This is a genomic window from Polaromonas potterensis (assembly GCF_033446725.1).
Taxonomy (GTDB): Bacteria; Pseudomonadota; Gammaproteobacteria; order Burkholderiales; family Burkholderiaceae_C; genus Polaromonas.
This window is the reverse complement of sequence record NZ_JAWQLX010000004.1, coordinates 318073-332937: the sequence shown is the minus strand read 5'-3', so window position 1 is coordinate 332937 and position 14865 is coordinate 318073. Positions and strand designations below refer to the sequence as shown.

13 protein-coding genes are annotated in these 14865 nt (G+C 64.2%); 10 read left to right on the top strand and 3 right to left on the bottom strand.

Translation table 11 applies throughout. From position 1 onward, the window contains the following. Window positions 1-74: 74 nt before the first annotated feature. The 3 genes from R6254_RS10435 (at window position 75) to R6254_RS10425 (ending at window position 4790) form a co-directional block, all read left to right on the top strand. Window positions 75-998: a DMT family transporter gene (locus R6254_RS10435; RefSeq protein WP_318406582.1), complete on the top strand. Its 924-nt coding sequence runs from the start codon at window positions 75-77 to the stop codon at window positions 996-998. 250 nt (window positions 999-1248) lie between these two features. Continuing rightward, window positions 1249-2148 (top strand): sulfurtransferase, encoded by a 900-nt coding sequence (locus R6254_RS10430; protein ID WP_318406580.1) that lies wholly within the window; start codon window positions 1249-1251, stop codon window positions 2146-2148. A gap of 41 nt (window positions 2149-2189) precedes the next feature. Next, the gene (locus R6254_RS10425) at window positions 2190-4790 is read left to right on the top strand and encodes a PAS domain-containing sensor histidine kinase (RefSeq protein ID WP_318406579.1); all 2601 of its coding nucleotides are present in this window, start codon (window positions 2190-2192) and stop codon (window positions 4788-4790) included. A 292-nt stretch (window positions 4791-5082) separates the two neighbouring features. On the opposite strand, the gene R6254_RS10420 is transcribed toward R6254_RS10425, so the two are convergent. Together R6254_RS10420 and add are read right to left on the bottom strand one after the other, a co-directional pair. Next, window positions 5083-6063, bottom strand: a complete 981-nt coding sequence (locus R6254_RS10420) for a Bug family tripartite tricarboxylate transporter substrate binding protein (protein WP_318406578.1) — start codon at window positions 6061-6063, stop codon at window positions 5083-5085. Between the two features lie 2 nt (window positions 6064-6065). Beyond that, complete coding sequence (add, locus tag R6254_RS10415) at window positions 6066-7139, bottom strand: adenosine deaminase (RefSeq protein WP_318406576.1); 1074 nt, start codon at window positions 7137-7139, stop codon at window positions 6066-6068. A gap of 69 nt (window positions 7140-7208) precedes the next feature. On the opposite strand from add, the gene R6254_RS10410 reads away from it, so the two are divergent. Then, window positions 7209-8180, top strand: coding sequence for a LysR family transcriptional regulator (locus R6254_RS10410; RefSeq protein ID WP_318406574.1), 972 nt, complete (start codon window positions 7209-7211; stop codon window positions 8178-8180). Here R6254_RS10410 and R6254_RS10405 read toward each other — a convergent pair. After that, on the bottom strand, window positions 8166-9401 hold the full coding sequence (locus R6254_RS10405) for an FAD-dependent oxidoreductase (RefSeq protein WP_318406572.1): 1236 nt from the start codon (window positions 9399-9401) through the stop codon (window positions 8166-8168). The genes R6254_RS10410 and R6254_RS10405 overlap by 15 nt on opposite strands. A gap of 222 nt (window positions 9402-9623) precedes the next feature. Between R6254_RS10405 and R6254_RS10400 the strand changes: the two genes are divergently transcribed. The 6 genes from R6254_RS10400 to R6254_RS10375 all read left to right on the top strand — a co-directional run bounded on the left by R6254_RS10400 (window position 9624) and on the right by R6254_RS10375 (window position 14849). Beyond that, complete coding sequence (locus tag R6254_RS10400) at window positions 9624-10697, top strand: LacI family DNA-binding transcriptional regulator (protein ID WP_318406570.1); 1074 nt, start codon at window positions 9624-9626, stop codon at window positions 10695-10697. Between the two features lie 180 nt (window positions 10698-10877). Then, window positions 10878-11549, top strand: a complete 672-nt coding sequence (locus tag R6254_RS10395) for an amino acid ABC transporter permease (RefSeq protein ID WP_318406569.1) — start codon at window positions 10878-10880, stop codon at window positions 11547-11549. Beyond that, window positions 11549-12202 (top strand): amino acid ABC transporter permease, encoded by a 654-nt coding sequence (locus R6254_RS10390; RefSeq protein WP_318406568.1) that lies wholly within the window; start codon window positions 11549-11551, stop codon window positions 12200-12202. Before R6254_RS10395 ends, R6254_RS10390 begins: the two co-directional genes overlap by 1 nt. A 55-nt stretch (window positions 12203-12257) precedes the next feature. Continuing rightward, on the top strand, window positions 12258-13064 hold the full coding sequence (locus tag R6254_RS10385; protein WP_318406567.1) for a transporter substrate-binding domain-containing protein: 807 nt from the start codon (window positions 12258-12260) through the stop codon (window positions 13062-13064). Window positions 13065-13108: 44 nt separating this feature from the next. Then, window positions 13109-13891, top strand: coding sequence for an amino acid ABC transporter ATP-binding protein (locus tag R6254_RS10380; protein WP_318406566.1), 783 nt, complete (start codon window positions 13109-13111; stop codon window positions 13889-13891). Beyond that, window positions 13881-14849, top strand: coding sequence for a sugar kinase (locus R6254_RS10375; RefSeq protein WP_318406565.1), 969 nt, complete (start codon window positions 13881-13883; stop codon window positions 14847-14849). The genes R6254_RS10380 and R6254_RS10375 overlap by 11 nt, the downstream gene beginning before the upstream one ends. Window positions 14850-14865: the final 16 nt, after the last annotated feature.

Genomic DNA, 14865 nt, shown 5'->3' with positions numbered 1-14865 from the left:
AAAATGTATAGCTGCTTGCGACCACCCTACCTGGGCTGAAGCCCTGTTTCACCCTCAACCTGGTCCGCCACCCCATGCAAGCCCTCTGGATGTTAGCCGCCGCTTTTTTCTTCGCGTCGATGGCGGTTTGTGTGAAGGTGGCCTCAGAACACTTCAACAGCGCGGAACTGGTTTTTTACCGCGGCCTGCTGGGCATGTTTTTCATGTGGGCACTGGCCAGGGCCCGCGGCATCCCCCTGGCCACCCGGTTTCCCGGCATGCACATGTGGCGCAGCCTGGTCGGCGTGATCTCGCTGGGCTCCTGGTTTTACGCCATCGCCCACCTGCCGCTGGCCACGGCGATGACGCTGAACTACATGAGCAGCGTCTGGATTGCCGCCTTCCTGGTCGGCGGCGCCATGTTGATGGGCCTGCTGCCGGCGCGTGGCAAGGTGGCTGCGGGAAGTATCTCGTCGCAAGGGCCGCTGGTGCTGACGGTGCTTGCCGGTTTTGTCGGCGTGGTGATGATGCTGCGACCGACCATGGAGCAAAACCAGGCTTTTGCCGGCCTGGTCGGCCTGCTGTCCGGCCTGCTGGCGGCTTTTGCCTATATGCAGGTGATGGCGCTGGCCCGCGTTGGTGAGCCCGAAACCCGCACGGTGTTTTATTTCGCCGTGGGTTCGACCGTGGCCGGCGCGCTGGGCATGGGGGTGGCCGGGGTCTCCGAGTGGCACTGGCAACCAGCACTCTGGCTGATTCCGCTGGGCCTGCTGGCCTCGCTGGGCCAGCTCTGCATGACACGTGCTTACAGCCTGGCCAAAACCCCCAGCGCGACCCTTGTCGTGGCCAATTTGCAATATTCGGGCATTGTCTTCGGCGCCATTTACAGCCTGGTGTTATTTGGCGACAAGATTCCGCTCCTCGGCTGGGTCGGCATGGCACTGATCATGGCCAGCGGCATCACGGCCACCGTGTTGCGCGCCCGCGCCGCGCCGGACGCGCCCGCCGAAGAACACTGACGTGAACTGCTATAAATCCAATTCTCGGGCGCATGGCGGCGTTGCGCGGTGCTCGGAATCCTCATGCGGGTTATTGGGGTCAGACGCCAATTTCGCTGCGGTGCTTCGCACCGCTCCCTCCTGGCACGCTGCAAGCGTGGCGAATTTGGACTCTGACCCCCAAAACCTCCTGCGCTCCGGGCGCCTTGCCCTGCATCCCGATAATTGAATTTCTAGCAGTCCACACAAATTCCGGCTACAGGAGCATCACATGAACTACACCACCCTGATTTCCGTCCCGCAGTTGCAGACCCTGCTGGCCAGCGGCCAGCCATGCCGCATTTTTGATTGCAGCTTTGACCTGATGCAGCCGCAGGCCGGCAAACAGCAGTACCTCGAAGCGCATATCCCGGGCGGCGTTTACGCCAACCTGGACACCGACCTGAGCGCCAAACACGGTGTGCCCGGCGCGCATGGCGTGGTGACCGCCGGCGGCGCCGACCAGCCGGCGTCGGGCGGGCGCCACCCGCTGCCCAACCGCGAAAAATTCGCGATCTGGTTATCCAGCGTGGGGTTTACCAACGACATGCAAGCCGTGGTGTATGACCGCAACGGCGCCAACTATTGCGGCCGCCTCTGGTGGATGCTCAAGTGGGCCGGCCACGAAGCGGTGGCCGTGCTCGACGGCGGGCTGCAGGCCTGGCAAGCGGCGGGCGGCGCGGTGGCCAACGGTGAGGAGCCCTCGCACTTTCAGTCCACCTTTTTTCTCGGCGTCGAACAAGCGCGGCTGGTGGCGGCCCCCAGCATCGTCAGCCAGTTGGGTCGGCCCGGCCAGACCCTGATCGATGCCCGGGCCCCGGCGCGTTTTCGCGGCGAGGTCGAACCGCTGGACCCGGTGGCCGGCCACATCCCCGGCGCGCTGAACAGACCGTTCAGCCAGAACCTCGGCGCGGACGGCAAGTTCAAACCCGCCGCGCAACTCAAGGCCGAGTTTGAAACGCTGCTCGGTGGCCGCGATCCGGCCAGCGTGGTCCACCACTGCGGCAGCGGCGTCAGCGCCGTGCCCAACCTGCTGGCCATGGAAATCGCCGGCCTGGGTCGCGCCGCCCTGTACGCCGGCAGCTGGAGCGACTGGTGCAGCGACCCGAGCCGGCCGGTGGCCCAGGGTTAAGACGGGCTGGCTGAGGCGCGATGTGAGGCTCTGGCATTGAAATGAAACCGTCCATCGCTGTACGCGACAGCAGCCTCTCCCGTTATGAATCGGCTTATTTGCAGACGGAAGAGCTGATCAAGACCCGGCGCCTGCGCGGGTTGCGGTTTTCCCTGCTGCTGTTGCTGCTGGGCATGTCGCTGTTGCTGGGCATGTCGCTTGTGCAGAACAAAGGAAGCCACCAGCTCGTCATTGCCAGCAGCGCCCTTTTGCTGGCTGGCCTGGCCTACAGGCTGTTGCGGCGCGGCCGCTACCGCGAGGCAAGCTACCTGCTGGTGTTTATCCTGATCACCGGATCGACCGCCGGCATCTATGCCTATGGCTCGGTCCGCAGCGCCTTGACCGCGGGTTTTGCAGCCGCGGTTGTGACCGCCGGCATGACCCTGGGCCGACGCGCCCTGGTGCTGACCGCGGTTCTCAGCACGGCCGCGCTGACGGCCCTGACCTGGGCCGATATCTCGGGTGGCTTGCTTGCCAAACCCGACCTCACGGTAGACCTGCAGTTCTGGCTGATCCATGTCTTGCTGCTGACGGGTCTCACCGCCAGCGTCTATGCCAACCACCAGACGGTGTTGCGGGCGCTGCGCGACCAGCAGACCGAACTGCGGCGGCGCGAAGAGGCGGAACATGCGCTGCGCCTGAGCGAAGACCGCTTCAGCCGCATCTTCCAAAGCAGCCCGGCCGCCATCATCGTGCAGGCCCTCGACGACATGACGGTGCTGGACGTCAATCCGGCCTTCGAACGCCTGTTCGGTTACAGCCGCGACGAGTTCATCGGCAACACCGATGCCAGGCTCTGGCAGGATGCGGCGGCGCATCAGGCCTTCTGCCGTCAGATCGAAACGACGGGCCGCGTGAGCAAGCTCCCGCTGGACGTTTGTACCAAAGCCGGCAGCCCGCTGAATGTGTTGCTGTCCAGCGAGGTGGAAGACCAGGGCCGCGGACGCATCGTGGTGTCCACCATCACCGATGCCACCGCCGAAACACTGGCCCGGCAGGCGGCGCGCCAGTCGGCGGAGCTGTTCACCAAGGCTTTTAATTTCAGCCCCATCGCCATGAGCATCACCCGGGTCTCCGACGGCACCTTCCTGGCCGCCAACGCCCTCGATGAACGGGTCCTGGGGTTTTCCGCGGAAGAACTGCTGCAACTCACGTCGGTGGACGCCGGTGTCTGGCGCAACGGCGCGGAGCGCCACCAGTTTATTGAGGAGCTGCGCAGGCAGGGACAGGTGGTCAGCCGCGAGGTACGCATGCGCCACAAAAACGGCCATCTGGTCGACTGCCAGCTCTGGTCAGTGATTGTTACCATCGCCGGCGAGCCCTGTCTGCTCAACTCGACCATCAACATCAGCGAACAAAAAAAACGCGAGTCCCTGCTGATCGATGTGGCCAGAGGCCTGTCGGCGGAAACCGGGGAGGCTTTTTTCCGCACCGTGGCGCGGCATCTGGGCCAGGCCCTGGGCGCCGACCTGGTGCTGGTCGGCGAAACCACGCCGGACCGCGGCGTCATGTCGCTGGCCATGGTGCAGGACGGCCTGCTGCAGCCCAATATCCGTTATGCGCTGGAAGGAAGCCCGTGCGACGTGGCCCTTCACCACCCCGACCTGTGTGTGTACGGCGACGGCATCCAGCAGCTGTTTCCGCACGACTTGTTTTTGCTGGACAGTGGTTACCAGGCTTACATCGGTGCGGCGCTGCGCAATGCGGACGGCGAGTCGATAGGCATCGTCAACGCCATGTGGCGAGCGTGCCAGCCGCCCTCAGCGGACCGCGATGCGCTGATGCAAATTTATGCCAGCCGCATCTCGGCCGAGTTGGTGCGCCTGCGCGGCGACCGCGAAATCGCGCGCCTGCATGAAACGCTGGAGCAACGCGTCCACAAACGCACTGAACAGCTCAAGGCGACCAATGCCGAGCTGGAGTCTTTTGGTTATTCGGTTTCGCACGACCTGCAGTCGCCGCTGCGCAGCATCGAAGGTTTCAGTGTGTTGCTGGCGCGCCGCCTCAAGGGCCGGCTCAGCGAGGAGGAGGAACGCCTGTTCGACCGGATCCGGGTCAACGTCGTGCGTATGCACGAGCTGATCAACGACTTGCTGGCGCTGGCCCGGGTCAGCCAGGGCAAGCTGGTGCTCGACCACGTCAACCTCAGCGCCATGGCCCAGCAGGTCATCGTTCAGGAACAGTTGCGCGACCCGCAGCGCCAGGTGTTGGTCACGATAGAGCCCGGCTTGAGCGCGCGCTGCGACCGCAAGTTGGCGCGCATCATCCTGGAAAACCTGATCGGCAATGCCTGGAAATATTCGCGTGAACGGGCCGATGCGCAGATCGAGTTCGGCACCCTGACGGGCCGCGAAGGCGGACGCAAGATGCTGTTTGTGCGTGACAACGGCGCCGGCTTCAACATGGCTTATGCGGGCAGCCTGTTCAAACCTTTTCACCGCCTGCACCACGAAAGCGAATTCGAAGGCAGCGGCATCGGCCTGGCGACGGTGCACCGCATTCTGGAACGCCACGGCGGCGTGATACGCGGCGAATCGGCCGAAGGCGACGGTGCCTGTTTTTACTTCTCGTTTGATCCGCGTTTTGGTTTGAGCAACGGTTAAATTGGCATCTGGACCAAGGGGGACGGGCGCAAGTAGCTATCAAAAACATAGCGACTGAGAAATGCCACCAATTCAGACCTTGCGTGCACCCAGGCCGCGGGCCGCGTCTCGCCGGCGGGCCATTGAGGCCCTTGGCTCGCCAGCCGCTGCGCCGGTCGAACTCGCTGCGCGGGGGTGCGCCAGAGCGTCCGCATGGCGCAGCCAGCAGCGGCGGCGCACCCTGCGATCGCGCTCGACGGCTTCGCTTCGCCGAGCTGACGCCTCGCGCGATCCTCGCCCTTCGCTTCCCGTCTTATTCCTTGATATTGGCGGCTTGCACGATGCGGGCGTAACGGGTTTGCTCGCGCTGCACAAAACGCCCCAGATCGGCAGCACTGCCACTGCCGCTGAGGGCGCCTTGCTCCAGCAGCTTGGTGCGTACTTCGTCGGACTTCAGCACCTCGTTGAGTTCGCGGTTCAGGCGCTCGATCACGGCGGGCGGCGTCTGGGCCGGGGCAAACAGGCCGGTCCAGGAGACAAAGTCAAAACCTTTGAAGCCGGGCGACTCGGCCATGGTCGGCACACCCGGCAAGGTCGGCAGGCGTTTGTCGCTGGTCACCGCGATGCCCTTCATTTTTTTGCTCAGGATGTGCGGTGTGGCGCTGATGCTGATCATCATCGCCAGGTCGACCTGGTTGCCAATCACATCGGTGGCAATCTGCGCACCGCCGCGGTAAGGCACGTGCGTGATGAAGACCTTGGCCTGGTCCTTGATGGTTTCCATGGCCAGTTGCAATACCGTGCCCACGCCCGAGGTGGCGTAGCTGAGCCCACCGGGCTGGGTCCGTGCGAGTTTCAACACCTCGGCCAGGGTGTTGGCCGGCAGGCCGGGCCGAGCCACCAGCACCATGGGGGCCGTATTGACCATGCCCACGGGCGCCAGGTCTTTCAGCGCATCGTATTTCACCGCGGCCGGGTTGATCAGGCGGGCAATCGCGACCGGGCTGTCGGCGCCCATCACCAGGGTGTAACCATCGGGTGCGGCCGCCACGGCCTTGGCCACACCGATGGCGCCGCCGGCGCCCGACACGTTTTCAATCACCACCGACTGCTTGAGCCGCTCGCCAAGTTTTTGCGCGACCAGGCGCGCCGTCACATCCACACTGCCGCCGGCGCCAAAAGGCACGATGACGGTGATGGGTTTGGCCGCGGGCCAGGCGGCCTGCGCCTGCACGGCGCCCGCCAGGGTCAGGGTCGCCACGGCGGCGAGGGAAAGCGCAAGAGGTTTCAACATGGTCAGTTTCCTTGTACAGAGTCGGTATCGTTCAGGCGCAGCGCGTCAAAGGCGGCGCTCCATTCGCTGCGCCACTGGCGGCGTGTGCTGTCGTCTATCCAGGCCGCGTCCAGGCCGTTGAGCATGAAGCCGCGCAAATCGTCGGCGCCAAAACCGAAGTCGCGCTGCATCATCAGCCAGGCCTGGGTTGGCGTCACATGGTGCAGGGTCGGGTCGTCGGTGTTGGGGTGAATACGCAGGCCCAGCTTGGGCATCTGGCGAATCGGGTGGTCCAGCGCCCAGCGCTCGGGCGACAGGGTGCGCAGGTAATAAGAATTGGTCGGCACCACGGTGAACACGATGCCGCGCTCGGCGCATTGCGCGGCGAAAGCCGGGTTGTCAACGATGGTGTAGCCGTGGTCGATGCGGTCCACCTTCAGCAGCTCCACCGCGGTCTGCACGTTATGCCAAGGCATGCCGAACTCGCCGGCGTGGGCCGTGGTCTTGAGGCCGGCGCGGCGTGCGGCGGCATACGCCTCCACAAACAATTCGGGCGGCCGGTCCACTTCGCGGTAGTCAATGCCTATGCCCGGCACATCGGGGTGGCGGTGTTCAATCATCCACTGCACCATCTGCAGCGCTTCGGCGGGCGTGGCTTCGCGGTCTATGGACGGCAGCAGGCGGCCGATGATGCCGCAGTCGGCCTGCGCGTCGGCAATGGCACGCACGATGGCGGCCTGGGCCAGGGCGTAGGGAATGCCGGAGTCGCGCACCGTGCCGGTCGGGTTCCAGAAAAACTCGGCATAACGCACCTGGTGCGCCGCCGCATCCTGTAAATATTCGTAGCTGATGCGGTGCAGATCGTCAGGCGTTTTCAGCAGCCAGGCATCAAGCGCGCGCAACACACGCAACACCCCCACCGGTTTTTCACCCCGGGTGTAAAAGGCCTCGATTTCTTCGCTGCTCAGCGGCGCCTTGGCGCGCTGGGCCAGGTCAATGAAGGTGTCACGCCGCACCGTGCCCAGCAAGTGGCAGTGCAGCTCGGCCTTGGGCATGGCGCGCAGGGAAGGTTCGGATAGCAGGGGGGACGGCAACATGGTTTCATCCTAGCCATGGACTGCTCATAAGGGAAATGATTTAATTTGATAACTTCATCATGTAAATCTATGACCAAACCCGACCCTGAACCCGCCGCCCGCCTGCGCCAGCCCACGCTCAGGCAGCTCAAGGGCTTTCAGGCCGTGGCGCAACACGGCAGTTTCAGCCGTGCCGCCGAGGCGCTGGCCCTGACCCAGCCCGCGCTGTCGGCCACCATCCGCGACCTGGAGCGTTTGCTGGACGTGACCCTGCTGGAGCGCAGCACCCACCATGTGGCGCTGACCGCGGCCGGCGCGGCGCTGCAGCCGCAGGTGGCCTGGCTGCTCAACAGTTTCAGCCTGGGCGTGAGCGACATGCACCGGGCGCTGACCAGCCAGGCGAGCAGCCTGCGCCTGGCCGCCCTGCCCTCGACCATGCACCTGCTGGCGCCGCCGCTGGCGCAATGGCAGCGCCTGCACCCGGAAGTGACCCTCACGGTGCGTGACCCGCTCAACGATGCGCTGATCGCCGCCCTGCACACCGGCGAGGTCGACATTGCCCTGGGCACCGAGCTGGACCTGCCGGCCGGCATCACGGCCATTCCCGTCGCCACCGACGAACTGGTCGCCGTGTTGCCGCGCGGGCACCGGCTGGCCCGGTCAGAGCCTGACAGCACGCTGCGCTGGCGCGACCTGCAAGGCGAACGCCTGGCCTTGTTCGCCAGCGGCAGCACCTACGACCTGGCGCTGGCCACCTTGCGTCAACAGGGTGTGGCGCTGGAAGAAGCCGACCGCCTGCTCTACAGCGAATCGCTTTACAGCCTGGTGCGCAGCGGCCTGGCGGTGGGGGTGATCGCCCGCCTGTACACACATGGCGTGCCGCGCCAGGGCCTGGTGGTGCGCCCACTCGGCGCGCCCGCCATCACAAGGCGTATTGCGCTGATGGTGCGCGGCCCGGCGGAGCTGCACCGACCGGCCGTGGCGGATTGCCTGGCTTATCTGACGCAAGCCCTGCGTACGCCAGCCAAACCGACGCGTGTCCGCCACTCAAGCCCGCGGTGAGCGCACATGTTCGGGCCGCACGCCAATGCCCACCGCGTAGGCCGGCAGCGCCTGCAACCAGGGCCAGCGGTTCAGCAGCTTCAAGGGCCAGGGCACAGCCATAGGCGAGTCCGCAGGGCGGGCCGCCAGCACCGGGCTTAACAAGCGGTTTTGCACGGCCACCTGCGCCGCCTGGATCACGCGGGTCGGGAACAATCGGCGTTTTTCCACCTGGGCCAGCAAAGGTGTCAAGGCGCTGGCATCCAGCTGAACATCTGCCAGCGCTGCCGCCAGAATGTTCGCAGCCGCCACCGCGTCCTGGATCGCCAGGTTGATGCCCACCCCGCCCACCGGCGACATGGCATGCGCCGCATCGCCAATACATAACAAGCCGGGCCGGTACCAGCGCTCCAGCCGGTCCACCGTCACGCTCAGCAGCTTGATGTCGTCCCAACTGGCCAGCGTGTCCACGCGGTTTGCCAGAAGCGGCGCCGCTTTCACCAGATCCGCCCGGAACGCAGCCAGGCCGCGCGTACGCACCGCCGCAATGCCGCCTTTGGGGATCACGTGAGCACATTGCCAGTAGCTCCGGCGGTCAATCATCACCAGAAAAGCCCCGGGGGTGATACGCCCACCCGTGGTGGAAGGGTCGCCCGGCAGTTTGGGCAGCCGCATCCAGAGCACATCGATGGGCGCGCCCAGATCACGCACCACCAGGCCCGCCGCCGCCCGCACCACCGAGTGCCGGCCATCGGCACCTATGACCAGGTCCGCCCTGACTTGCCCCGGACCGTCCGGTGTCTGGACCTGCACGCCGCTCACCACCTCGCCGCTGTGCAAGACGCCTGTCACTTCGGCGTTTTGCATCAGGCGAAAACTGGGGAACAACGCGGCCTCGTCGCGCAGGAAATCCAGAAACTCCCATTGCGGCATCATTGCGATGAACTTGCAGCGCGTGTGTATGTGTTTGAAGCTGGCCAGCCCCAACTCGGTCTCACCCACCATGGCGCGCAACTCGCTGACCTCGTCGTGCGGCCGCGCCAGAAACTTCTCCAGCAGCCCCAGCTCAAACATCACCTGCAAGGTCGAGGGGTGCACCGTGTCGCCGCGAAAGTCGCGCAGGAAGTCGGCGTGTTTCTCCAGCACCAGCACATCCACGCCGGCGCGCGCCAGCAGCAAGCCCAGCATCATGCCGGCCGGGCCACCACCGGCAATACAGCAACGTGTGTGGACTTCATTCATCGCTGGCCTGGAGGGAGTGAAGACCTGAGCAGCTTAGCCCCTGGACGACGCTGCCGCAATCACATGCTCCCAAATACACCCCTTAGGCCGCTTATCGCATCAAATCGACCTCTAGCCCATGAAGTACGGGCGCAAGCAGCTAGCAAAACAATAGCGAATATCAGGAATGCTACTATTCACTGAAACTGGTTTCACCCGCTTGTCACGGGCTTCTTTTCCGCCATGCCTGCCATCCCCAAGAACCCCATCGCCCCCCTGCCCCGACCTGTGGGTCGCGCGACCATTGCCGATGTGGCGCGTGCGGCCGGTGTGTCCAAAGCCACCGTCTCGCGTTTTCTGAACCACCGCGAAGAACTGCTCACACCCGACATCGCCACCCGGGTCGAGGTCGCTGTCGCTGCGCTCGCGTATGTGCCCAGCCCGATGGCGCAGGCCCTCAAACGCGGACGCTCACGCCTGATCGGCCTGGTCGTGGCCGATGTGACCAACCCCTTCTCGGTGGCCGTGTTGCGCGGTGCCGAAAAGGCCTGCCAGGAGGCCGGCTACCTGCTGATGTTGTTCAACCTCGGCAACGACGGCGCGCGTGAACGTGAAGCCATCGAGGCGCTGACCGCCTACCAGGTCGAAGGTTTCATCCTCAATACCCTGGGCCGCGACGCCGGCGCGGCTGCGGCCGCCGCGCGCCACGGCAAACCGGTGGTGCTGGTGGACAGACGCCACCAGGGCATGCAGGCCGACTTTGTCTCGCTGGACAACGCCGGCGCCGTGCGGCTGGGCGCCGGCCACCTGGTCGAGGCCGGTTACCGCGAGCTGCTGTTTATCTCCGAGCCGGTCAAAGACGTCAGTTCGCGACTGGAGCGCGAAGCCGCTTTTCGCAGCTTCATCAGCGATAGCGCGGCCGGCCAGCCCCTTGTCCAAGGCCAGACGTTTGAAAGCAGCACGGACAACACCGATGCACTGGACCAGGCGTTGCGCGCGCTGAGCCAGCGTGCCGGCGGGCGGCTGCCGGGCGTGTTGTCGAGCAACGCGGTGATCACGCTGCGTGTGGCCGCCGCCATGGCCAGACTCGGCTGGCGTTTTGGCGAAGATGTCGGGCTGGTGGGTTTTGACGAGACCGAATGGTCGCCCTACATCGGCCCTGGCCTGTCCACCATTGCCCAACCCACCGACGACCTGGGGCGTGTGGCCGCCGGCTGCCTGCTGGAGCGCCTGCGCGGCGTGGTGTTGCCGGCGCGGCAGATTTTGCTGCCCGGCCAGCTGATAACACGGGGCTCTTCCGTGCCAACGGCGGCTTAACTCCCAACCCAAAAAGCTAGGGTTATCCACGGTTATGACCTGGATAAATATTCTTCTATAATTTCCTGAAACCGGTTTCAGCATCTGCCGCAACAGTCCTGAATCGCTTCTATTCAGGAAATCCTTTAACTGCAACAATGACCCCAGCGCCTGCGCCCCTTCCGGCGCCAGCGCCCGCTCATGAACTACACATTTCAATTCGGTGACGTCTTTGCAGCCTGGCCGCTGCTGCTCAAAGGCACCTGGAACACCATCGAGCTGTCGCTGCTGGCGATGTTGTTCGGGCTGATCGTCGCCATCGTCTGCGCCTGGGGCAAAACCGCCGGCCCCAAGCCGCTGCGTTTTGTCATCAACGTCTACATCGAGCTGATCCGCAACACGCCTTTTCTGGTGCAGCTGTTCTTTTTCTTTTTTGCACTGCCGGCTTTGGGCCTGCGTTGGTCGGCCTACACCGCGGCGCTGACGGCCATGGTGATCAACCTGGGCGCCTACGCCACCGAAATCATCCGCGCCGGCATCGAGTCCATTCCCAAGGGCCAGATCGAAGCCGGCCTGGCGCTCAACCTCAAGCGCCACGAAATTTTCCGCTTCGTCATCATCAAACCCGCGCTCAAGGCGATTTACCCGGCCCTGACCAGCCAGTTCATTCTGCTGATGCTGAGTTCGGCCGTGGTCTCGGCGATTTCCGCCGACGACCTGACCTCGGTCGCCGCCAACCTGCAGTCGCAAACCTTTCGCAGCTTTGAAATCTACATCGTCGTGGCGGGGATTTACCTGCTGCTGGCCCTGGCGTTTTCAGCGCTGTTCCGCCTGATCTACAAAACCAGCCTCAACTACCCGGATCGTCGGTAATGCGTACTTTCGGCACCCCAGAATTTTTCTTCATCCTGCAGGCTGCGCAGTGGACGGTAGCCCTGTCGCTGATCGCTTTTATAGGCGGCGCCATAGGCGGGCTGATCATTGCGCTGGCGCGCACCTCCGAGAACCGCGTCGCGCTGTTCCTCTCGGGCGCCTTCATCCAGATTTTCCAGGGCACACCGTTGTTGCTGCAATTGTTCCTGGTGTTTTTCGGCGCGCCGGTGCTGGGTTTTGACATCAACCCCTGGGTCGCCGCCGGTGTGGCCCTGATTCTCAACAGCAGCGCTTTCCTCGGTGAAATCTGGCGCGGTTGCATCCAGGCGATTCCAGCCGGCCAGGCGGAAGCGGCCCATGCGCTCAGCTTGTCCTACACCGCCCGCATGCGTGACGTGATCCTGCCGCAGGCCTTCAAGATTGCGCTGGCACCCACCGTGGGTTACCTGGTGCAAATCATCAAGGGTACCTCGCTGGCCGCCATCATCGGTTTTACCGAAGTCACCCGCGCCGGCCAGATCATCAACAACGCCACCTTTCAGCCGCTCATCGTGTTCAGTGTGGTGGCGGCCATTTATTTCGTGTTGTGCTGGCCGCTGTCCCTGCTGGCCGCACGAATGGAGCGCCGGCAAGCCGCAGCGCTGTCACGCTGACAGGCATACGCTTCGCAGCATTCGTCTTTTCCTTTTTATCAACGGAGACATCACCATGATCAAATCCCTGCAACGCCGCGTTTTCACCGGCACGGCTCTCGCCCTCGGCCTGGCCGCCACCCTGTCGGCCTGGGCGCCGGCAGCCAGTGCACAAACCGTCGCGGACATCAAGAAAAAAGGCGAACTGACCATCGGCATGCTGGTTGACTTTCCGCCCTACGGCACGACCAACAGCAGCAACCAGCCGGACGGCTACGACGCCGACGTGGCGCGCCTGATGGCCAAGGACCTGGGCGTCAAGCTCAACCTGGTGCCAGTGACCGGCCCGAACCGCATTCCCTTCCTGCTGACCAACAAGGTGGACCTGCTGGTGGCTTCGCTGGCGATCACGCCCGAGCGCGCCAAACAAGTGCAGTTCTCCAAGCCTTACGCCGCCGCCAGCATCGTGATGTACGGCAGCAAAAAAGCCGACATCAAGGCCCCGGCCGACCTCAAAGGCAAACGTGTGGGTGTGGCCCGTGCCAGCACGCAGGACGTGGCACTGACCGCTGTGGCGCCTGAAGGCACCGAGATCCGCCGCTTTGACGACGACGCGTCGGCCATGCAGGCCCTGATGTCCGGCCAGGTCGATGCCATCGGCTGCTCGACCACGGTGGCTGCGCAGATCGACAAACGCGCGCCTGCCAACACCTACGAAAACAAGTTCTTGCTGCGCCAGCAGGTCATGGCGGTCGCCATGCGCCCCGGCCAGGCCGAGCTGCTGAAAACCGTGGATGACTTTGTCGCCCGCAACACGGCCAACGGCGAGCTCAACAAGCTCTACCGCAAGTGGCTGGAAACCGACCTGCCAAAACTGCAATAAACCCGACCCGAGTTGCTGACCACGGTGCTTTCATGACAGACACAATGCCCTCCCCCAACGCCGCCGCCAGCGGCGCCGAACCCATCATCCGCATCGAAGCGGTGGACAAGTGGTTCGGCAAGTTCCAGGTACTGACCGACATCAACCTGAGCGTGGCCGCCGGGGAACGCATTGTGGTCTGCGGCCCGTCGGGCTCGGGCAAGTCCACCCTGATCCGCTGCATCAACCGCCTGGAGACCGTGCAAAAAGGCCGCATCGTGGTTGACGGCATCGACCTCACGGCGGGCGGCAAAAATGTCGATTCCGTGCGCCAGGAAGTCGGCATGGTGTTCCAGCAGTTCAACCTGTTTCCGCACCTGACCATTTTGCAAAACTGCATGCTGGCGCCCATGCGTTCGCGCGGCCTGCGCAAGGAAGAAGCCGAAACCATCGCGATGAAATACCTCACGCGTGTGCGGATTCCCGAGCAGGCGAAAAAATACCCGAGCCAGCTCTCGGGCGGCCAGCAGCAGCGTGTGGCGATTGCGCGCGCCTTGTGCATGACACCCAAAATCATGTTGTTTGACGAGCCCACTTCGGCGCTGGACCCGGAGATGGTCAAGGAAGTGCTGGACACCATGATCAGCCTGGCCGACGACGGCATGACCATGTTGTGTGTCACGCACGAAATGGGTTTTGCGCGCAGCGTGGCCGACCGCGTGATTTTCATGGCCGAGGGCAAGATCATCGAACAAGCCCCGCCGCAGCAGTTCTTCAGCAACCCACAGAACGAAAAAACACGCAACTTTTTGGGCCAGATCCTGAGCTCCAACCAGCATGCGCATTGAGCCGGGTGCCCACACCAGCGCATTGGACGTCGTCACCTTTGGCGAAGCCATGTTGCTGCTGGTCGCCGATCGGCCCGGCCCGCTGGAAAACGCCGAGTTTTTCCACAAACGCACGGCCGGCGCCGAAACCAATGTCGCCATCGGCCTGGCCCGCCTGGGCCTGAAGGTCGGCTGGGCCAGCCGCTTGGGCACCGACTCCATGGGCCGTTACCTGATCCAGGCCATGTCGGGCGAAGGCATCGACTGCTCCCACGTGATCTGTGACGCAGCCCAAAAAACCGGCTTCCAGTTCAAGGGCAAGGTCGACGACGGCAGCGACCCGCCTGTGGAATACCACCGCAAGGGTTCGGCCGCCAGCCACATGGGTATCAAGGACATCGACGCCGCGTGGCTGCTCTCGGCCCGGCATTTACATGCCACCGGCGTGTTTGCCGCGATTTCGGCAACCACCCTGCCGGCCGCGCGCAAAACCATGGAACTCATGCGAGCCGCCGGCCGCACGGTGTCCTTCGACCCGAATCTGCGTCCCACACTCTGGGCCACGCCCGAACTCATGCGTGCATCCATCAACGAGTTGGCGACCCATGCCGACTGGGTCTTGCCCGGCATGGAAGAAGGTCTCTTCCTCACGGGCGAAAGCACCCCCGAAGGGGTGGCCCGCTTTTACCGCGAGCGCGGCGCCAAGCTGGTGGTCGTCAAGCTGGGCGCAGCAGGCGCTTACTTTGACAGCGACAGCGCAGGCACTGGCCATGTGCCCGGTTTTCCGGTCGCCAAAGTCATAGACACCGTCGGCGCCGGCGACGGTTTTGCCTGTGGCGTGATCAGTGCCCTGCTCGATGGCCAAACTGTGCCCGAGGCCGTGAAACGCGGCGCCTGGATAGGCGCACGCGCCGTGCAGGTGCTGGGCGACAGTGAAGGCCTGCCGACACGTACCGAACTCAACGCTGCCCGTCTTTAACCCTGAGAACTGCTGC